This is a genomic window from Leuconostoc kimchii IMSNU 11154 (assembly GCF_000092505.1).
Classification (GTDB): domain Bacteria; phylum Bacillota; class Bacilli; order Lactobacillales; family Lactobacillaceae; genus Leuconostoc; species Leuconostoc kimchii.
The window spans coordinates 1,287,417-1,305,667 of the sequence record NC_014136.1; the positions used below are offsets into that span (position 1 = coordinate 1,287,417).

Genomic DNA, 18,251 nt, shown 5'->3' on the forward strand with positions numbered 1-18,251 from the left:
TGACAAGGAGGAGCCAAATCATGTTTGTAAAAACAGGTGATAAGGTTCGCGTCATTGCCGGCAAAGATAAGGGAAAAGAAGGCACAATCTCTAAGACTGTTGCTGGAAAAGATCGCGTTGTTGTCGAAGGCGTGAACATCGTTAAGAAGCATCAAAAGCCTTCTAACGAATACCCACAGGGTGGTGTTATCGATATTGAAGCACCAATTCATGTATCAAACGTGCAACTGCTTGACCCTTCAACTAACGAACCAACTAAAGTTGCGTTCAAAATTGAAGATGGTAAGAAAGTTCGCGTATCTAAAAAGTCTGGTAACGTACTAGGCTAATTTCGAAAGGTGAAATCATTTTCATGGCTAACGCATTAAAAGAAAAATATGTTAATGAAGTTCAACCTGCTTTGATCGAAAAGTTTAACTTCAAGTCATCAATGCAAGCCCCAAAGGTCGATAAAATCGTTCTTAACATGGGTGTTGGTGATGCGGTGTCAAACTCAAAGAACTTGGATGAAGCGGTTGAAGAATTGAAGTTGATTTCTGGACAACAACCAGTTATCACAAAAGCAAAGAAGTCAATCGCTGGTTTCCGTTTGCGTGAAGGTATGGCAATTGGAACTAAGGTTACATTACGTGGTGAACGAATGTATGAATTCTTAGATAAGTTGATTAATATTTCATTACCTCGAGTACGTGATTTCCGTGGTGTATCATCAAAGGCCTTTGATGGTCGTGGAAACTACACTTTGGGAATTCGTGAACAATTAATTTTCCCCGAAATCGATTTTGATAAAGTCAACCGCGTTCGCGGTTTGGACATCGTTGTTGTTACAACGGCACAAAACGATGAAGAAGGTCGTGAATTGTTGACACTCTTGGGAATGCCTTTTACTAAGTAAATCGTATTTTAAAAACGTTTGTCACTCTTAAAAATAAAGGGTGACACGTTTTTAACTATTGTTGACTGAAATAGTCTATAATAGTTAAGAGCGTGTCATTTTGTTATGTACCGTTCAAACATAAAAGGAGGATATCGATAGATGTCTATGACTGATCCGATTGCTGATTTGTTAACTCGTATTCGTAACGCCAATTTGGCTCACCGCGAAATTGTTGAGATCCCAGCATCAAAAATTAAAAAAAGCATCGCTGAAATTTTGAAATCAGAAGGTTTCATTCGCGATGTTGAATACATTGAGGATAACAAACAAGGAATTATCCGCGTTTTCCTCAAGTATGGTGAAGACCGTAACCGTGTCATCACAGGAATTAAGCGTATTTCAAAGCCTGGTTTGCGTAAATATGCTAAATCAGATTCATTACCAAAAGTTTTGAATGGTTTGGGTATTGCTATCATTTCAACGTCAGTAGGTGTTATTACTGACAAAGAAGCACGTTCAAAGCAAATTGGTGGCGAAGTTCTCGCTTACGTTTGGTAATATATCTAAGAAAGGAGACTTACCATGAGCCGTATTGGAAATAAAGTAATTACATTGCCAGCCAATGTTGAAGTATCTCAAGAAGGAGCTATTGTTACTGTTAAGGGCCCTAAGGGCACTTTATCACGCGAAATCACTTCTGAAATTTCAATGTCCGTTGAAGGAACAGAAGTTAGCTTTTCACGTGAAAGTGATGACAACAAGACAAAAGCTTTACATGGTACAACACGTGCAAACGTTGCGAACATGGTCGAAGGTGTTTCTAATGGATTCACTAAGACGCTAAAGCTTGTTGGTGTTGGATATCGTGCTGCAAAGTCAGGTTCAAAGTTGACTTTGGCAGTTGGTTATTCACATCCAGTTATTTTTGAAGATCGTGAAGATTTGACAGTTGAAGTATCAGATGCATTGACTATTAAAATTTCAGGTATTTCAAAGCAAAAAGTTGGCGATTTAGCTGCCGAAATTCGCGCCGTACGTTCACCTGAACCATATAAGGGCAAGGGTATTCGTTACGAAGGCGAAATCGTACGCCGCAAGGAAGGTAAAACTGGTAAGTAAGATAACGATCGTGTTGTTTTACGATGTATTACAGTTTTTTTTCACAAATAACAAATTTAAAATGGCATAGGCCATCAGAAAAGGAAAGCACAGCTATGATTTCAAAACCAGATAAAAACAAGCTTCGCGTAAAGCGCCATAAGCGCGTGCGCGGTAAGATTTCTGGTACTGCTGCTCGCCCACGTTTGAACGTATTCCGTTCTAATGCAAACATCTACGCGCAATTAATTGATGACGTAGCGGGTGTAACGCTAGCAAGTGCCTCAAGCCATGATGCAGAAGTATCAGGCTCAAAAACAGAACAAGCTACTAAAGTTGGTGAATTGATCGCTACTCGTGGTAAAGCTGCAGGATTAGAAGATGTTATCTTTGATCGTGGTGGCTACTTGTACCATGGTCGTGTTCAAGCATTGGCAGAATCAGCCCGTGAAAACGGCTTGAATTTCTAAGGGAAGGAGGAATATAAAAATGGTTGAATTCGTTAACCCTAAAGCACTTGGTGAATTAGAAGAAAACGTTGTTGCTATTAACCGTGTCACAAAAGTTGTCAAGGGTGGTCGTCGTTTGCGTTTCGCAGCGTTGGTTGTCGTAGGTGACAAACAAGGGCATGTTGGTTTTGGTACTGGTAAGGCACAGGAAGTTCCTGAAGCTATCCGTAAAGCTATCGAGGATGCTAAGCGTAAGTTGATCACTGTTCCTACAGTTTCTACAACTATTCCTCACGACGTCCTTGGCGTATGGGGCGGCGGCAAAATTTTGATTAAGCCAGCCGAAGAAGGTTCTGGTGTTGCTGCCGGTGGTGCTGCACGTTCTGTTATGGAACTAGCCGGTATTGCTGATGTGACTGCAAAGTCACTCGGTTCAGCTACGCCAGTGAACGTCGTTCGTGCAACTTTTGATGCTTTGACAAGCTTAAAGGATGCCGAACAAGTAGCAGCTTTGCGTGGTGTTTCTTTGGAACACTTAGCTGAATAAGGAGCGATAAAATGGCTGATTTAAAAATCACTTTGATTAAGAGTGCGGCTCATCGCTTACCTAAGCAACGTACGATTGTTAAGTCACTTGGACTTGGTCGTGTGTCTAGCTCAGTGGTGAAGCCTAACAACGAAGCTACTCGTGGTGCAATTTTCCATATTGCACACTTAGTAAGCGTTGAAGAAGTAAAGTAATAACTATTAAAATAGGAGGTACCGAAAGATGAACTTGAACGAATTACAACCTGCAGAAGGTTCACGCAAGTTACGTAACCGTGTAGGTCGCGGTACGTCATCAGGAAACGGTAAAACATCCGGACGTGGTCAAAAGGGTCAAAAGGCTCGTGGCAAAGTGCGTTTGGGATTTGAAGGTGGTCAAATGCCTTTGTATCGTCGTATTCCAAAGCGTGGATTTACTAATATTTCACGTAAGGAATTTGCTGTTGTTAACTTAGAAAAGTTAAACGTTTTCGCGGATGGCACAGAAATTACACCAGCACTTTTGATTGAAAACCGTATTGTTAAAAATCAAAAGTCAGGTATTAAAGTATTGGCTGTTGGTAAGCTTGAGAAGAAGTTAACCGTTAAAGCACATAAGTTTTCAAGCACTGCTAAGGCAGCTATTGAACAAGCCGGTGGATCAGCTGAGGTACTTTAATGCTACGCACGTTATTTAATGCAGTACGTGAAAAAGATATTCGCAAAAAGCTAGGTTGGACACTCTTGATTCTGTTTATTTATAGAATTGGGACACACATTACTGTGCCAGGTGTTAATCCTTCAGCTATGTCGAATATGGCTAACTCTGGATTGATGAGTATTTTAAACATCTTTTCAGGTGGTGGCTTGATGAATTATTCATTGTTTGCAATGGGTGTTTCACCATACGTGACGGCACAAATTGTTGTGCAACTTTTGCAATTAGATATCGTGCCACGCTTTGTTGAATGGAGTAAGCAGGGTGAAGTTGGCCGGCGAAAGTTGAACAACGCCACACGATGGTTAACACTTGTGCTTGCTTTTGTTCAGTCTGTAGGTATTACAGCGGGATTTAACTCTCTTTCTGCTTATGGATTAGTTAGCCAAACAAACAATGCAATGTCTTTCGTTGTGATCGGTACGGTCATGACAATTGGAACATTCTTTGCCATGTGGTTGGGTGAAATGATTACTGAAAAAGGTCTAGGAAACGGTGTTTCTATGATTATTTTTGCAGGGATTATTGCACAAGCACCAGAAGGCTTGTATGAAATTTTCAAGGAAAACATTTTACAAGCTGGATCGAGTGATTTAGTAAACGGCGTTGTATTTATGGTTGTGCTTATAATAGCAATGCTATTGGTCATTGCCATTACAACATGGTTTTATGAAGCCACTCGACGTTTACAAATGCAATATACGCGATCTGCAACATCATATGGTAGTGAAGCTTATTTACCATTGAAAGTGAATGTTTCTGGTGTTATACCAGTTATTTTCGCATCATCATTTATTAGTACGCCGCAAACAATTATGATGGCGTTCCAAGAAAAGTATGCGTCAGCTAATTGGTATCAAATTTTGCAGCAAATATTTAGTATGACAACGCTACCAGGTGCCATTCTTTATACTGTATTAATTATCGTCTTCACCTACTTTTATGCTTTTGTACAAGTCAATCCTGAGAAGTTATCAGAAAACTTACAAAAGCAAGGGGCCTACATTGTTGGTGTACGTCCAGGAGATGAAACGAAATCATTTGTTTCGCAACTACTCTTAAATTTGAGCTTTGTCGGTTCAATTTTCTTAGGATTTGTGGCATTGGTTCCTTTGATTGCTTCAAACATTTGGGGATTAAATGAGAAGATAGGTCTTGGCGGCACAAGTTTGCTAATTGCGATTGGTGTTGCTTTAGATTTAATTCGTCAAATTGATGGCTTAATGCAGAAGCGGAATTATATCGGATTTATTACAAAAAAGCAGTCAGAAACGCGGGAGACAACTAATGACTAAAAATTTAATTTTATTGGGTTTGCCTGGTGCTGGTAAAGGCACACAAGCAGACTTTATTGTTAAGGACTATCCGAATGTGCATATTTCTACAGGGGATATTTTTCGGGCTAACTTGACTGATAATACTGAATTGGGTCAGAAAGCACGTACGTATATGGATGCTGGTAACTTAGTGCCAGATGAAGTTACAAATGCAATGGTTGCGGAACGTCTAAGTCAAGCGGATGTTAAAACTGCTGGATTTATGTTAGATGGTTACCCCCGTAATGAAGCACAAGCAGAATTTTTGGATAGTTATTTAAAAGAAAATGGTAGTTCAGTTTCTGCAACACTTTATTTTGAAGTTTCTGACTCATTATTGCGCGAACGCCTTTTGGGACGTGGACGCGAGGATGATACACCTGAAGTTATTGATAACCGATTGGTTGTCAATAAAGCAGCTAACCTGCCATTGGTAGATTATTATCAAAAAGCAGGTGTACTGCACACAATCAATGGCGGACGTGAACTTACTGAGGTGTATCGTGATGTCAAAAAGGTTTTGGATACTTTATAAAAGTTTCTAAAATCACATTGAGAAGTACTAGTTTATCTGGTATAATTTGATAGGTTAAGCACTTATCAGCAATGTTGAACATTATTAGCACAGGAGGGTAAGTGCATGGCCAACGATGTCATTGAAATAGAAGGTAAAGTTAAAGAAACTTTACCTAACGCGATGTTCCAAGTAGAACTCGAAAATGGCGCGGTTATTTTAGCGCATGTTTCAGGTAAAATTCGTAAGAATTTTATTCGAATCTTGCCAGGTGATCGTGTCACAGTCGAAATGTCACCATACGACTTAACAAAAGGTCGTATTACTTATCGTTTCCGTTAAGAAGTGATTTGGAATAATCAGTTAACCGAATAGGAGGAATAGATTATGAAAGTACGCCCATCAGTTAAAAAGATGTGTGATGCTTGCCGTGTTATCAAGCGGAATGGTCGCACTATGATTATTTGCTCAGCTAACCCTAAGCACAAGCAACGCGCTGGAAAGTAAATTTCAGTGTACATTACACAAATAGAAATGATTGTAAATAGACATAATTGTCGTTTTCAAAATATAAATAGGAGGTAAATTGTTATGGCTCGTATAGCAGGTATTGATTTGCCACGTGACAAGCGTATTGTCATTGGCTTAACTTACATCTACGGAATCGGTAATACTACTGCACAAAAAGTATTGGTTGAAGCTGGCGTCTCTGAAGACGTTCGTGTTCGTGATCTTTCAGCAGATCAAGAAGACGCCATTCGTGCAACAGTTGATAAGTTGAACTTACAACTTGAAGGTGACTTGCGTCGTAAGGTATCGTTGGATATCAAGGGATTGCAAGAAATCGCATCATACCGTGGCATTCGTCATCGTAAGGGGTTGCCAGTTCGTGGACAAAACACGAAAAACAACGCTCGTACACGTAAAGGCCCAGCTAAAGCAATTGCTGGTAAGAGAAAGTAATTTAATTATTTTTCTCTGTTGTATCCTAATCGATATGGCACATGATTATCGCAACCATAGTTGCGTAATGTTGGCTAAGTAATTAGCCCGAGAAATTATACGAAAAGTATTGAAAAGGAGGCAAATATTATGGCAGCACGTACAACGCGTAAGCGTCGTGTAAAAAAGAATATTGAAGCCGGTGTAGCTCACATCCATTCAACATTCAACAACACTATCGTCATGATTACTGATGTTCAAGGCAATGCTGTTGCTTGGTCATCAGCTGGTGCATTGGGCTTCAAGGGAAGTCGTAAGTCAACACCATTCGCTGCTCAAATGGCGGCAGAAGCAGCAGCAAAGAGTGCTAAGGAAATGAACATGAGCACTGTTGCGGTAACTGTTAAGGGACCAGGTTCTGGTCGTGAATCAGCTATCCGTGCTTTGGCTGCAGCTGGCTTGGAAGTAACATCAATTAAAGATGTTACCCCTGTTCCCCACAACGGATCACGCCCACCAAAGCGTCGTCGTGTTTAATTGATTTTCATTGCTCTTGCTTTGAAAGAAGGGGTAAGAATTACAGATGATTGAATTTGAAAAGCCAAATATTCATAACATCGAAGAGGATGACCGCTATGGCAAATTTGTCGTAGAGCCTCTTGAGCGTGGATACGGTACAACGCTTGGTAACTCACTGCGTCGTATTTTGTTATCATCGCTTCCAGGTGCAGCCGTTAACACGGTTCAAATTGATGGCGTTGTTCACGAGTTTTCAACTGTGGATGGCGTAGTTGAAGATGTCACACAAATTATTTTGAATCTTAAAAAAGTTGTGTTGGCTATTGATTCAGATGATGAGCGTAGCCTTGAAATTGATGTTCAAGGACCTGCTGATGTCACTGCTGCAGATTTGCAAGCAGGTGCTGATGTTGAGATTTTAAATCCGGATTTGCATCTTGCTACCGTAGCAGCAGGAAAGTCACTACACATGACTGTTACAGCAGTTAAAGGGCGTGGCTATTCATCTGCAGATGAAAATAAGCAATTGCGTGACGAAATGCCTATTGGTGTTTTAGCAGTTGACTCTATTTATACGCCTATCGAGCGTGTGAACTACCATGTAGAAAATACACGTGTAGGTTCACGTGATGATTATGATAAACTCACTTTTGATATTTGGACTAATGGTTCAATTAAACCTAGTGATGCTTTAAGCCTTGGTTCAAAAATCTTGGCTGAACATTTGAACTTGTTCATGGACATTTCTCCAGTCGCGGCTGAGGCTAGTGTTATGGTCGAAGCAGAACCTGTGGCTACTAATGCCTCAGATTCTGCGCCGATTGAGGACTTAGATTTGTCAGTTCGTTCTTATAATTGTCTCAAACGGGCCGGTATCAACACTATTGTAGAGTTGACAGATCGCACTGAAGCCGACATGATGAAGGTGCGTAATCTCGGTCGGAAATCACTTGATGAGATCCAAGAAAAACTTACCGAAATGGGTATAGGATTTCGCAAGGAAGATTAACACATGTCTTTAAATTACTAAAAAGGAGGATTCACCAATGCCATATCGTAAGTTGGGTCGTACATCTTCACAACGTAAAGCAATGTTGCGTGATTTGACCACAGATCTTTTGATCAACGGACGTATCACTACTACAGAAGCCCGCGCTAAAGAAGTTCGTAAGACTACAGATAAGATGATTACATTAGGTAAGCGTGGTGACTTGGCTGCTCGTCGTCAAGCTGCTGCCTTTGTTCGTAACGAAGTTGCGGACGTTATCGAAGACGGCGACAACGTGAAAGTACAATCAGCTTTACAAAAGTTGTTTGACGATGTTACCCCACGTTTTGCCGAACGTAATGGTGGTTATACACGAATTCTCAAGACTGTCCAACGTCGTGGCGATGCTGCTCAATTGGTCATCTTGGAACTTGTTGATTAATTATTATTACATTGTATTTAAAAAGACCGTTGCATTGAAAAATGCAACGGTCTTTTTAAATACAATTACGCATTACGAGTTAATAGCAGTTGGCTAAGATGTTCAAGTTGTTCCTGAATTTGAGTATTAGGTAATGAAGTGATTAAATCTTTCAGCGAATCGCTGTATTCAGTAAGGAGCGCTTTTAGTTTAGTTATTGCGTTACTACTTGTGATCAAGTTGTGTAGTATGGTAAGTTCTTCGTTTGAAATAGCATCACGTTTCAACAATAGCGTTTTAATTTCTGTGTTCACACTAGTGTCATCTAGTGCAAATAATATAGGAGCTGTGTAAATACCGTTCCTAATATCTTGGCCGATTGGTTTGCCTAATGCCAAACTTTCTTTAGTTGATTCAAAGTCGAGGTAATCATCAAGTAGTTGAAATGTAATACCAATATTTTCACCAAGGTGGCTTACTGTTGAAAACAATTCATCGCTATAATCTGTACCACTAACTAATCCAAAAGTAGCACTTAGTTTAAACAAGGCAGCAGTTTTACCCTTAATTTGAGAAAAATAAGCTGAGAAGGTTGTATCAATGTTATATCGATTTTGCTTTTGAAGTAACTCTCCAAATAAAATTTCTTGTAAGGCTGTTAAGGCAAGCTTATTTGCAGCTGGTTTATCTGCACGTTCTAGTAAAGAAAACATGCCTGTTAAGAGGTAGTCACCTGCATAAACGGCGGTATCTTTACCAAACTGGCTTTGAATGCTTTCATGTCCACGTCGCAGTTTTGATTCATCAATAATATCATCATGAATCAATGTCGCCAAATGGAGCAGTTCCACACTTGCTCCAAGTGAAATAGCGCTTTGATTATAAGACTCACTTGTTAAACGAGAAAATATTAAGGTTAATGCTGGACGGACAAGCTTGCCAGCATTCAATTGAGATCGAATAGCATGATCGATTTCCTCAAAACCAATATGCCAACTAGAAGACATTTCAGTTAAAATACTTTGAAGTGGTTCTGATAATTCAGGGAAAGTTTCCCATATTTTAGGTAAATTACGCGTTGACATTGTTTAATTTCTCTACTTCTCCCATGTATAAATCATTATGTATACATGTAATATGTACAAAGTGCGATCATAAGTAACCTCGCACCTTTTTATTATAACTTATTTATCTAATTCATCATATACTGATTTTGCTTTACCATACCAAAGACCACCGAATAACTTTTGCAGAAGGGGAACAACATAGAAGTCAAGCCCAAAACCACGGCCAGAGCCATTCATAACGGCAATACTTGATAGAATTAAGAACCAATGTGTCAAGTCGAACCCGTTAGTTGACCAAGCAACAACTGTTAGTATGACACTAACCGCTGCTAATGGCCATGTCATTAGGCCTATTAAGATTCCTGCACCTGTTATGATTTCAATAAAACTCAAAAGGCCATGTTGCCAGAAAAGATCATTTAAACTACCTAATTGACCCACTGCAGCAAGAATCCAGAAAAGACCCAAGAAAATACGTAGTGGTGTAGACCACAACACATTGCCAAGACGAGAAATTGCACCCTTAAAAGGATTACGTCCGTTTTCAGTACGGAAGAACTCATCCATCAAATAATGGAAAATAGAATACATTGATCGTATTTGAGAATAAAAGAAGAGATTAATCCCATGTTTTGCAATACTAGCGAAGAAGCCAGAAAAGTTTAAGCCCATCAAACTTGCAACGGTATATTGAGAGCCAATTGAGACTGCAAAACCATGATAACTGACAGCTTCAGCAAAAGTTTTAGATTTACCGAAACCAAGATCAGCTAAGATGTTGTTGGCGGCAGCACGAGCAGCACTCTCGGCTCCTTCAACGGTTTGAGGAACTGGGCCTGTTTTTTCGTCCACATAAGACAATGTGTCACCGGCAACATAAATATCTTTTGCTGGTTCATCATTTTCTAATGTAGCACGCATATAATCATCGGCTTCAATACGACCACCACGACCGTATTTGAATCCCCAATCAGAAATGAATGATTTTGCTTTGACACCAGCAGTCCATATGAGTGACTTTGTAGGTAAGGTTGTGTTATCTTTAAAAATAACGCCATCTTCATTAACACCAGTAACCATAGCACCTAGGCGAATATCAACGCCATTGTCTGTCATGTATTTGAATGCTTTGTCCGCCAAGTTTCTATCTTTTAACATGTTCAAGATAGAAGGGGAAGCTTCTAATAATACCAGTTTAATTTCAGACTCATCTAATTTATATGTTTTGGCAAGTACGCGACGTTGCTCAATGAATTCACCCATCAATTCGGCGCCAGTAAAACCAGAACCAACGACAGCAATGGTGAGTAATTGTTCACGCTTGGCAGGATCAAGTTCGGCAGCACCTTGCCCAATAATGTTTTCAATATGGTTACGAATTTGCAAGGATTCTTCCATTGACCATAGCTCAAAACCATATTCCTTAACGCCTGGTGTACCAAAATCATTTGATTGGCCACCAACTGCTAAAATTAATTTTTCATAATCAATATCGCCATGAGTTGTTTTGACAATCTTGGCGTCTTTGTCAATGCCATTAACTTCGGCAGTTAGTAACTTGACATTTTTATCTTGATAGAAGAGGTGCTCCAAGTCTTCTTGTACGTGTTTAGGCGTTACACGTTGTGAGGCGACTTCGTGCAATTCGGTCATGTATGTGAAGTATGAATGCTTATCAATTAAAATAACATTGTATTCCTTATGTGATTTTAATTTCTTTGACAATGTTTTTGCTGCAAATACACCACCGAAGCCAGCGCCAACGATGACAATATTTTTTTCTGCCATGACTATTTTCTTCCTTTTGTGAATTGTCTAATATTATTGTGAAATATCTATTTAATTATAGACTAATTATCGTTATTTTAAAAGGGTTTATCATAATATTTCTTTGTGAAATTGCTATTGAATATAAAGTAGAGGGCCTAAATTAACTGTAGGCTAAATGGGGTACCTGTGATAAAATAAGGACTAATGACTCAAGCGATTAAAATTGACAATTTAAAATATAATTATAATGATGACCAAGTTCTATTTGATGGTTTTAATTTAGAAATCGATTCTGGCCAATGGGTTGCTTTAGTGGGTCATAATGGTTCTGGGAAATCGACGCTGGCAAAACTGATTTTAGGATTGATTGCGGCAAATTCCGGAAATATTGATGTTTTTGGTGAACGACTGACTGTTGATACAGTACATCATGTTCGTGAACAAATTGGTATGGTTTTCCAAAACCCGGATAATCAATTTGTTGGGGCAACAGTCGCCGACGATGTCGCATTTGGTTTGGAAAATAAGCAGACACCGAGTATTGAAATGCCACGTATGATTGACGAGGCGCTGTCCATTGTTGGCATGTTAGATTTTAAAGATCGAGAACCCCACATGTTATCTGGTGGGCAAAAGCAGCGTGTCGCATTAGCTAGTGTACTGGCATTACAGCCTAAAATCATTATTTTAGATGAAGCTATGGCTATGCTTGATCCAGATGGTCGTGCAACGATAATGCGTACACTTCAGGATCTTAAATCCCGTTTTGGCCGTGATATAACGCTTGTTACTATCACACACGATATGGACGAGGCTATTTTAGCAGATCGTGTGGTTGTGATTAATGATGGGCAATTGATACTAGATGGCACACCGGCAAGTGTGTTTAGTCAATATGATATCATACACCATAATGGCTTAGAGTTGCCTTTTGCTGGCGAATTAGTGGAAAAATTGGATACGAAACCTAAAAGTTATTTAGATGAGAGAGAATTAATACAGTGGCTATCACATTTGAACAAGTAAATTTTAGTTATGGCGCTGGTACGACTTTGGCTCAAAGTGTTTTACACGACATCACGGTTGACATGCCAACCGGTAAGGTGACTGCAATTGTGGGACAAACAGGATCGGGAAAGTCGACGTTAATTCAACACATCAATGGCTTATTAAAGCCCACCAGTGGTCAGATTAGGATTGATGATTTTGAATTAACTGCTAGCACTAAAGAAAAAGAATTAGTTAACTTGAGACAAAAAGTTGGCATTGTGTTTCAATTTCCGGAAAATCAGTTATTTGCGAATACTGTGTTAGAAGATGTCATGTATGCACCACTTAATTTTGGGGAAACAAAGGAAGCTGCAAAATCGGATGCGGCGCGGGCATTAAAGCGTGTGGGTGTATCAGAAGATTTGTGGGGAAAGTCACCATTTGAACTATCTGGTGGTCAAATGCGTCGTGTTGCTATGGCAGGCACGTTGGCAAGTAATCCAAGTGTTGTGGTCATGGATGAACCAGCAGCTGGTTTAGACCCTAAAGGGCAAGCCGAACTATTGTCTATTGTTTTAGAACTAAAAAATCTCGGAAAAACAATTATTTTTATTTCACATCAAATGGATCATGTTGTGGCAGTGGCGGATCAGGTAGTTGTGATGAATGAGGGCCGTGTCGTGGCTAAAGAAACACCGCGCCAACTGTTTAATCGAGAACTTTCTTGGTTTCAAACGATGAAATTAGATTTACCAAAAGCAGGCCAATTAGCGGAAAAACTTAAAGAAAATGGGGTAGTACTGTCACGCCGTCCCCTAGATTTAACTGAACTGGCTGAATTAATTAATCAGGAGATAGGTCATGAATAATATTATGATTGGCCGTTTTGTGCCAGGATATTCGTGGGTTCATCGTTTAGACCCACGCACAAAAATGATTGTCACGTTTGTTTATATTTTAGTGATGCTATGGGCTAATAATTGGCAGACTTATGCGTGGGCAACGTTATTTGTTATCGGGTTAGTGAGACTAACTGGTCAGCCATTTAAGCTTTATTGGGATGGGTTAAAACCTATTTTTTGGTTAATTTTATTCACAGTTATTCTGCAACTATTATTTACACCCGGGACGCCTGTGCTATTTAGCATGGGACCATTGCGTGTCACAGTGCCAGGTATTTTAAACGCAGTTTATGTTATGGTGCGGTTTGTGTTAATCATTCTAATGTCAACCATTTTGACGTTAACAACACCACCAACAAGTATTGCTAATGCGTTAGAGTCTTTATTAAGCCCGTTTAAAAAAATTGGTGTGCCTGTTGCAGAATTGTCGTTGATGCTAGCGATTGCATTACGATTTGTACCGTTGCTAATGGATGAAACGCAAAAGATTATGAACGCTCAGAAATCACGTGGTATGAGCTTTTCCACAGGTGGCCCAGTCAAACGTGCAAAGGCAATTATCCCACTACTGATTCCACTGTTTGTGGGTGCATTGCAACGTGCGCTAGATTTGGCAAATGCGATGGAGGTGCGTGGTTTCAAGGATGCTGTACAACGAACAAAGTATCGCGTTCTGAGCTACCAAAAAATAGATCAAGTCGCATTTTTGGCGCTTGGTGGCTTTGTTGTTATTTTTTCTATTATTAAAGTCGTCATACCAGGCTAATGTTTTTAATACATACGCAGTAATAATGAAGGAGAGGCACAAAAATTTGTGCCGCATTTTTAAATAATATGCCAAGATATAAGGCGATAGTATCTTATGACGGGTCAGGTTTTTTTGGTTTTCAGGTTCAGACGAAGAATGGTATTGAACGACAACGTACTGTACAAGGCGAACTTACGAAGGCAGTAAACCAGATGGCCAAAAACCCAACAGAACCTATTAAAGTGGTCGGCGCTTCTCGAACGGATACGGGTGTACATGCTTTTGGGCAAGTCGTTCATTTTGATTTGCCGTTCGATATTAATGAAAATGGTGTCCGTAAGGGACTTAATACGCTGTTACCAAGGGATATGCTCATTAAGCAAGTCGATAAAGTTACACCAGATTTTCATGCGCGGTTTAATACCCATGCCAAGCGCTACATTTATCGTGTGTCTACGCAAGATTTTACTGATCCTTTTAAACGGCAGTATACAGGCCATTTTCAATGGCATTTGGATATCGAGCGTATTAAATCTGCATTACCCGACTTGTTAGGTGAACATGATTTTGCAAGTTTCGCAGCATCGGGCAATCAAACTGCGACAACAATTCGAACAATTACACGTGCAGATGTGACAATTAAGCCTGATGACCAGGAATTAGTATTTACTTTTGAAGGTAATGCTTTCTTATATAACCAAATTCGTATCATGGTTGGCGTGTTACTAGAAATTGGTAATGGGCGACGTGATGTACATGATATTTTACGTTTGATTACGGTTAAAGATCGAGAACAAGCACGTTTCACAGCACCGGCTAGTGGGCTATATTTAGATCAAATTTATTATAATTCATGATAAATTAGAGGACACATCAGATTTTTATTTGGCGTTCCAATCAACTGGTGTGTTACTAAACGCAAACGGCGTCAATAAACAAATCGTTAACAATTAAATTGAGCTAAAACCATTGACAAAACGACATATTTTAGGTAAGATTGTAAACGGTATTGTTTACCTCACGATAAGCCCCGGAAACTTATTGTATTTGCGTGACAAGGAACGGTCACGCCTGTAAACAACTAATCAAAGGAGCGCAAACATGCGTACAACATTTTTAGCAAAACCAGGTGAAATCGAAAAGAAGTGGTATATTATTGATGCCAAAGACGTCGTATTAGGACGCCTTTCAACAGTAGTTGCTTCAATTTTACGTGGAAAGAATAAGCCAACGTTTACACCAAACGTTGACATGGGCGACCATGTTATCATCATCAATGCTAGCGAAGTTAAATTGACTGGTAAGAAAGCTACTGATAAAGTTTATTACCATCATTCAAACCACCCAGGTGGCTTGAAGGCTCGTACAGCTGGAAACTATCGTGAATTCAACCCTGAAAAGTTACTTGAATTATCAATACACGGTATGTTGCCAAAGAACACTTTGGGTCGTAAGCAAGGCTTGAACTTGCACGTGTTTGCCGCATCAGAACATGGTCATGCAGCACAAAAGCCTGAAGCACTAGACATCAACACGTTGATTTAAGAAAGGAGAATCTAAATTATGGCTACAGCAGTACAATATGCCGGCACAGGCCGTCGTAAGAACTCAGTTGCTCGTGTGCGTTTGGTTCCAGGTAATGGCCAAATCACAATGAACGGCAAGTCAATCGAAGAATACATTCCTTTCGCTAACTTGCGTGAAGTTGTTTTGCAACCATTTAACATTACTGAAACATTGGGTAACTACGATGTATTAGTAAACGTTATTGGTGGTGGTTATTCTGGTCAAGCTGGTGCAACACGTCACGGTATCGCTCGTGCGTTGTTGACAGTTGATCCTGATTTCCGTGCAGCATTGAAGGCAGCAGGTTTGTTGACTCGTGACTCACGTATGAAGGAACGTAAGAAGCCAGGTTTGAAGAAGGCTCGTAAGGCTTCACAATTCTCAAAGCGTTAATATTTGTAATTTTGAATATGGCTTTAAAGTCCGCTGTGGCGGGCTTTTTTTGTTGTCTCTATGTGAGAGATGTCATTATTGATGAAAACAATTTGTTTCTTTTTTGAATCAGGTAACGGATATAAGTAGTAAAAAAACCCAAGATTTATTCAATTTGGGACGTGAAATGTCGTAAGTTCACGTCGACAAAAGTGTTAATTTTGAATGAGAATAACTAAGGTTATTCAATAAGTGAGTAGTAATATAAAATGCTACCTTTAATATTATAGTAATTTTTGTTAAAATATAATGAAGGCGTTGAGTGGTGAATGTGTATGTGTTCGCCATTTTTCGTAAATATGTTTTAAGTTTTTGTAAATATGTTTTAAAAAATGAAAACGGGTGTACAATCATGGAGCAGAGCAGAGCAGAGCAGAGCAGAGCAGAGCAGAGCAGAGCAGAGCAGAGCAGAGCAGAGCAGAGCAGAGCAGAGCAGAGCAGAGCAGAGCAGAGCAGAGCAGAGCAGAGCAGAGCAGAGCAGAGCAGAGCAGAGCAGAGCAGAGCAGGGGTTACGATCTAATTTAGAATATAATGACAGTGTTGAAGCAAACACTGCCTTTTTAAGTGACTTAAAAAATAAATTGCCAGAATTCTTTACAGCTGATCGTCTCAATGAGAACGGTCAGCTGATTGAATCTGGTTTTTTTGATTGGGATAAATTTAAGCAACAATTTGCTGCCAACAATGTTCAGGCTGAATTATCGAATGGGAACCAATTGAATTTTATTGGAAAAAACTATGCACGTCAGCAATCTGGCGAACGCCCATCGACCGTCATAGTGCCAGACCAAGAACATAACAGTAAGCCAGAGAATGCTAATTCTCATAACCTTTTCTTCACTGGCGATAACTTAGAGGTTTTGCGTCACTTGCAGGCTAATTATCAAAATAGTGTGGACTTTATTTATATTGATCCGCCTTATAACACAGGATCAGATGGATTCGTTTACCCAGATAAGTTTGAGTATGGGGATGATCAACTTAAAAACATGTTTGGTTTAAATGATGATGAGCTCAGGCGACTTAAGTCCATTCAGGGTAAAGCGACGCATTCGGCTTGGTTGACATTTATGTATCCACGTTTATACTTGGCTAAGAAATTGTTAAAAGATACCGGCGTGATTTTCGTGTCAATTGATGATAATGAGCAAGCTAACCTCAAACTGCTTATGGATGAAGTGTTTGGAGAGGGGAGCTTTGTTGCAGATAGTGTGGTTAAACGAAAAAATGCTCCTAATAATATGGGAAATATCCCCAGCGTACATGACTACTTATTAATTTTTGCGAAGAATCAAGTACTAATAGAAGACAAATTAGGATTACCTATTCGAACAGATGGGTATGACAATCCGGATAATGATCAGCGTGGACCTTGGAAAACAATGGCGTTAACAGCGAATCATGAAGGTCCCTACTTTGAAATAGAAAATCCTATTAATGGTCAAAAATATTTGCCATCTCGTGGAAGGTACTGGGTTTTCAATGCTGAAGAAATAAAAAGACGAATTGATGACGGGCGGATTATTTTTGGAAAAAATGGGAAATCAGCGCCTGTACAAAAAGTTTTCTTGAATGAAAGATTAGCATCCGGAAAGTTAAGAAAGGTTGGATCTTTAGTTGAGAGTGCAGGGATAAATAATTCAGCAGCAACAGAAATAGTTGAGTTATTTGGTGAAAAAATTTTTGATACTCCAAAACCAACAAGTTTGATTAAATATATTGTTACTATTTTTAATAATAAAAATGCCCATATTCTTGACTTTTTTGCGGGGTCAGCCACAACAGCTGACGCCGTAATGCAACTCAACCAGGAAGATGGTGGTAATCGTAAATATATGATGGTTCAACTACCTGAATATCTTTCTGAAACAAGTGCAGCTTATAAGTCAGGATATAAAACTATTGATGAGATTTCCCGTGAGCGTATCAAACGATCTGCGAAGAAAATTGGTGATACATCAGGATTCAAACACTATAACATTGTCTCACCAACTGTTGAACTGCTTGATAAGTTAGAGTATTCCGATAACCTGAAACTTGATCTGTTCGATGATATGGTAACGTCTTTTTCTAGTCAAACGCTCGATGTTGCTGGTGGTGCTACTGGACTAGATACTATTTTACAGACATGGTTAGTGTCTGACGGGTATCGCTTTGATGTTGCGCGTAGAGATGTTGATTTTTCGGGGTACATAGCGCCGTATGTCGATGGAACACGTGTCTATATTATTAACAAGGGTTGGGAAGCTAACAATACCAAAGCGCTTGTCAATATGATAGGAACTAATCAACTTGTCGTGCAAACAGTTGTGGTATATGGTTATGAACTAAATATGGAAAGCCTACGTGAACTTGAGATTGCATTAAATCAGCTTGAAAGTAACGTTAGTTTACTTGTGAGATATTAGA

General features: G+C 39.5%; 25 protein-coding genes. 23 read left to right on the forward strand and 2 right to left on the reverse strand.

Features of this window, described 5'->3' with window-relative positions; genetic code table 11:
* Positions 1-20 precede the first annotated feature (20 nt).
* The 16 genes from rplX to rplQ all read left to right on the forward strand — a co-directional run bounded on the left by rplX (position 21) and on the right by rplQ (position 8,388).
* Positions 21-329, forward strand: coding sequence for a 50S ribosomal protein L24 (gene rplX / locus LKI_RS07035; RefSeq protein ID WP_013103445.1), 309 nt, complete (start codon positions 21-23; stop codon positions 327-329).
* Between the two features lie 23 nt (positions 330-352).
* Positions 353-895 carry a 50S ribosomal protein L5 gene (gene rplE, locus LKI_RS07040; RefSeq protein ID WP_013103446.1) on the forward strand — a complete coding sequence of 181 codons (543 nt, stop codon included), beginning with the start codon at positions 353-355 and terminating at the stop codon, positions 893-895.
* 141 nt (positions 896-1,036) lie between these two features.
* Positions 1,037-1,435, forward strand: a complete 399-nt coding sequence (gene rpsH, locus LKI_RS07045; protein WP_013103447.1) for a 30S ribosomal protein S8 — start codon at positions 1,037-1,039, stop codon at positions 1,433-1,435.
* Positions 1,436-1,459: 24 nt separating this feature from the next.
* A complete protein-coding gene (gene rplF, locus LKI_RS07050) occupies positions 1,460-1,996 on the forward strand; it encodes a 50S ribosomal protein L6 (protein WP_013103448.1) in 537 nt (178 codons plus the stop codon).
* Positions 1,997-2,091: 95 nt separating this feature from the next.
* Entirely contained in the window at positions 2,092-2,445 is a 354-nt protein-coding gene (gene rplR / locus LKI_RS07055) for a 50S ribosomal protein L18 (RefSeq protein ID WP_013103449.1), read from the forward strand.
* A 19-nt stretch (positions 2,446-2,464) separates the two neighbouring features.
* Positions 2,465-2,971, forward strand: a complete 507-nt coding sequence (rpsE, locus tag LKI_RS07060) for a 30S ribosomal protein S5 (RefSeq protein WP_013103450.1) — start codon at positions 2,465-2,467, stop codon at positions 2,969-2,971.
* Between the two features lie 11 nt (positions 2,972-2,982).
* Complete coding sequence (gene rpmD / locus LKI_RS07065) at positions 2,983-3,165, forward strand: 50S ribosomal protein L30 (RefSeq protein WP_013103451.1); 183 nt, start codon at positions 2,983-2,985, stop codon at positions 3,163-3,165.
* A gap of 28 nt (positions 3,166-3,193) precedes the next feature.
* Positions 3,194-3,628, forward strand: a complete 435-nt coding sequence (gene rplO, locus LKI_RS07070) for a 50S ribosomal protein L15 (protein WP_013103452.1) — start codon at positions 3,194-3,196, stop codon at positions 3,626-3,628.
* Positions 3,628-4,962, forward strand: coding sequence for a preprotein translocase subunit SecY (secY, locus tag LKI_RS07075; RefSeq protein WP_013103453.1), 1,335 nt, complete (start codon positions 3,628-3,630; stop codon positions 4,960-4,962). Before rplO ends, secY begins: the two co-directional genes overlap by 1 nt.
* Positions 4,955-5,518, forward strand: a complete 564-nt coding sequence (locus LKI_RS07080; protein ID WP_013103454.1) for an adenylate kinase — start codon at positions 4,955-4,957, stop codon at positions 5,516-5,518. Before secY ends, LKI_RS07080 begins: the two co-directional genes overlap by 8 nt.
* A gap of 105 nt (positions 5,519-5,623) precedes the next feature.
* On the forward strand, positions 5,624-5,839 hold the full coding sequence (infA, locus tag LKI_RS07085; protein WP_002816015.1) for a translation initiation factor IF-1: 216 nt from the start codon (positions 5,624-5,626) through the stop codon (positions 5,837-5,839).
* Between the two features lie 45 nt (positions 5,840-5,884).
* Complete coding sequence (rpmJ, locus tag LKI_RS07090; protein WP_002816013.1) at positions 5,885-6,004, forward strand: 50S ribosomal protein L36; 120 nt, start codon at positions 5,885-5,887, stop codon at positions 6,002-6,004.
* Positions 6,005-6,088: 84 nt separating this feature from the next.
* Positions 6,089-6,460: a 30S ribosomal protein S13 gene (gene rpsM, locus LKI_RS07095; RefSeq protein WP_013103455.1), complete on the forward strand. Its 372-nt coding sequence runs from the start codon at positions 6,089-6,091 to the stop codon at positions 6,458-6,460.
* Positions 6,461-6,589: 129 nt separating this feature from the next.
* Positions 6,590-6,976 (forward strand): 30S ribosomal protein S11, encoded by a 387-nt coding sequence (rpsK, locus tag LKI_RS07100; protein WP_013103456.1) that lies wholly within the window; start codon positions 6,590-6,592, stop codon positions 6,974-6,976.
* A 46-nt stretch (positions 6,977-7,022) separates the two neighbouring features.
* Entirely contained in the window at positions 7,023-7,967 is a 945-nt protein-coding gene (locus LKI_RS07105) for a DNA-directed RNA polymerase subunit alpha (protein ID WP_013103457.1), read from the forward strand.
* Between the two features lie 37 nt (positions 7,968-8,004).
* Entirely contained in the window at positions 8,005-8,388 is a 384-nt protein-coding gene (rplQ, locus tag LKI_RS07110; protein WP_013103458.1) for a 50S ribosomal protein L17, read from the forward strand.
* A 65-nt stretch (positions 8,389-8,453) separates the two neighbouring features.
* Here the strand turns inward: rplQ and LKI_RS07115 are convergent, their stop codons facing one another.
* On the reverse strand, positions 8,454-9,452 hold the full coding sequence (locus LKI_RS07115) for a polyprenyl synthetase family protein (protein ID WP_013103460.1): 999 nt from the start codon (positions 9,450-9,452) through the stop codon (positions 8,454-8,456).
* A 99-nt stretch (positions 9,453-9,551) separates the two neighbouring features.
* On the reverse strand, positions 9,552-11,222 hold the full coding sequence (locus LKI_RS07120; protein ID WP_013103461.1) for an NAD(P)/FAD-dependent oxidoreductase: 1,671 nt from the start codon (positions 11,220-11,222) through the stop codon (positions 9,552-9,554).
* Positions 11,223-11,408: 186 nt separating this feature from the next.
* On the opposite strand from LKI_RS07120, the gene LKI_RS07125 reads away from it, so the two are divergent.
* The 7 genes from LKI_RS07125 to LKI_RS07160 all read left to right on the forward strand — a co-directional run bounded on the left by LKI_RS07125 (position 11,409) and on the right by LKI_RS07160 (position 18,250).
* Positions 11,409-12,230, forward strand: coding sequence for an energy-coupling factor transporter ATPase (locus tag LKI_RS07125; protein ID WP_013103462.1), 822 nt, complete (start codon positions 11,409-11,411; stop codon positions 12,228-12,230).
* Positions 12,206-13,063, forward strand: a complete 858-nt coding sequence (locus LKI_RS07130) for an energy-coupling factor transporter ATPase (RefSeq protein ID WP_013103463.1) — start codon at positions 12,206-12,208, stop codon at positions 13,061-13,063. Before LKI_RS07125 ends, LKI_RS07130 begins: the two co-directional genes overlap by 25 nt.
* The gene (locus LKI_RS07135; protein ID WP_013103464.1) at positions 13,056-13,862 is read left to right on the forward strand and encodes an energy-coupling factor transporter transmembrane component T family protein; all 807 of its coding nucleotides are present in this window, start codon (positions 13,056-13,058) and stop codon (positions 13,860-13,862) included. The genes LKI_RS07130 and LKI_RS07135 overlap by 8 nt, the downstream gene beginning before the upstream one ends.
* Before the next feature lie 68 nt (positions 13,863-13,930).
* A complete protein-coding gene (truA, locus tag LKI_RS07140; protein ID WP_013103465.1) occupies positions 13,931-14,701 on the forward strand; it encodes a tRNA pseudouridine(38-40) synthase TruA in 771 nt (256 codons plus the stop codon).
* A gap of 244 nt (positions 14,702-14,945) precedes the next feature.
* Positions 14,946-15,389, forward strand: a complete 444-nt coding sequence (gene rplM, locus LKI_RS07145; RefSeq protein ID WP_013103466.1) for a 50S ribosomal protein L13 — start codon at positions 14,946-14,948, stop codon at positions 15,387-15,389.
* Positions 15,390-15,407: 18 nt separating this feature from the next.
* The gene (gene rpsI / locus LKI_RS07150) at positions 15,408-15,803 is read left to right on the forward strand and encodes a 30S ribosomal protein S9 (protein ID WP_013103467.1); all 396 of its coding nucleotides are present in this window, start codon (positions 15,408-15,410) and stop codon (positions 15,801-15,803) included.
* A gap of 371 nt (positions 15,804-16,174) precedes the next feature.
* Positions 16,175-18,250, forward strand: coding sequence for a site-specific DNA-methyltransferase (locus LKI_RS07160; RefSeq protein ID WP_242651956.1), 2,076 nt, complete (start codon positions 16,175-16,177; stop codon positions 18,248-18,250).
* Position 18,251 lies beyond the last annotated feature (1 nt).

What these genes read in the sequence shown, in the direction of transcription:
- rplX (WP_013103445.1), top strand. Translation starts at nt 21, where the DNA reads ATGTTTGTAAAAACAGGTGATAAGGTTCGCGTCATTGCCGGCAAAGAT.
- rplE (WP_013103446.1), top strand. Translation starts at nt 353, where the DNA reads ATGGCTAACGCATTAAAAGAAAAATATGTTAATGAAGTTCAACCTGCT.
- rpsH (WP_013103447.1), top strand. Translation starts at nt 1,037, where the DNA reads ATGTCTATGACTGATCCGATTGCTGATTTGTTAACTCGTATTCGTAAC.
- rplF (WP_013103448.1), top strand. Translation starts at nt 1,460, where the DNA reads ATGAGCCGTATTGGAAATAAAGTAATTACATTGCCAGCCAATGTTGAA.
- rplR (WP_013103449.1), top strand. Translation starts at nt 2,092, where the DNA reads ATGATTTCAAAACCAGATAAAAACAAGCTTCGCGTAAAGCGCCATAAG.
- rpsE (WP_013103450.1), top strand. Translation starts at nt 2,465, where the DNA reads ATGGTTGAATTCGTTAACCCTAAAGCACTTGGTGAATTAGAAGAAAAC.
- rpmD (WP_013103451.1), top strand. Translation starts at nt 2,983, where the DNA reads ATGGCTGATTTAAAAATCACTTTGATTAAGAGTGCGGCTCATCGCTTA.
- rplO (WP_013103452.1), top strand. Translation starts at nt 3,194, where the DNA reads ATGAACTTGAACGAATTACAACCTGCAGAAGGTTCACGCAAGTTACGT.
- secY (WP_013103453.1), top strand. Translation starts at nt 3,628, where the DNA reads ATGCTACGCACGTTATTTAATGCAGTACGTGAAAAAGATATTCGCAAA.
- LKI_RS07080 (WP_013103454.1), top strand. Translation starts at nt 4,955, where the DNA reads ATGACTAAAAATTTAATTTTATTGGGTTTGCCTGGTGCTGGTAAAGGC.
- infA (WP_002816015.1), top strand. Translation starts at nt 5,624, where the DNA reads ATGGCCAACGATGTCATTGAAATAGAAGGTAAAGTTAAAGAAACTTTA.
- rpmJ (WP_002816013.1), top strand. Translation starts at nt 5,885, where the DNA reads ATGAAAGTACGCCCATCAGTTAAAAAGATGTGTGATGCTTGCCGTGTT.
- rpsM (WP_013103455.1), top strand. Translation starts at nt 6,089, where the DNA reads ATGGCTCGTATAGCAGGTATTGATTTGCCACGTGACAAGCGTATTGTC.
- rpsK (WP_013103456.1), top strand. Translation starts at nt 6,590, where the DNA reads ATGGCAGCACGTACAACGCGTAAGCGTCGTGTAAAAAAGAATATTGAA.
- LKI_RS07105 (WP_013103457.1), top strand. Translation starts at nt 7,023, where the DNA reads ATGATTGAATTTGAAAAGCCAAATATTCATAACATCGAAGAGGATGAC.
- rplQ (WP_013103458.1), top strand. Translation starts at nt 8,005, where the DNA reads ATGCCATATCGTAAGTTGGGTCGTACATCTTCACAACGTAAAGCAATG.
- LKI_RS07115 (WP_013103460.1), bottom strand. Translation starts at nt 9,452, where the DNA reads ATGTCAACGCGTAATTTACCTAAAATATGGGAAACTTTCCCTGAATTA.
- LKI_RS07120 (WP_013103461.1), bottom strand. Translation starts at nt 11,222, where the DNA reads ATGGCAGAAAAAAATATTGTCATCGTTGGCGCTGGCTTCGGTGGTGTA.
- LKI_RS07125 (WP_013103462.1), top strand. Translation starts at nt 11,409, where the DNA reads ATGACTCAAGCGATTAAAATTGACAATTTAAAATATAATTATAATGAT.
- LKI_RS07135 (WP_013103464.1), top strand. Translation starts at nt 13,056, where the DNA reads ATGAATAATATTATGATTGGCCGTTTTGTGCCAGGATATTCGTGGGTT.
- truA (WP_013103465.1), top strand. Translation starts at nt 13,931, where the DNA reads ATGCCAAGATATAAGGCGATAGTATCTTATGACGGGTCAGGTTTTTTT.
- rplM (WP_013103466.1), top strand. Translation starts at nt 14,946, where the DNA reads ATGCGTACAACATTTTTAGCAAAACCAGGTGAAATCGAAAAGAAGTGG.
- rpsI (WP_013103467.1), top strand. Translation starts at nt 15,408, where the DNA reads ATGGCTACAGCAGTACAATATGCCGGCACAGGCCGTCGTAAGAACTCA.
- LKI_RS07160 (WP_242651956.1), top strand. Translation starts at nt 16,175, where the DNA reads ATGAAAACGGGTGTACAATCATGGAGCAGAGCAGAGCAGAGCAGAGCA.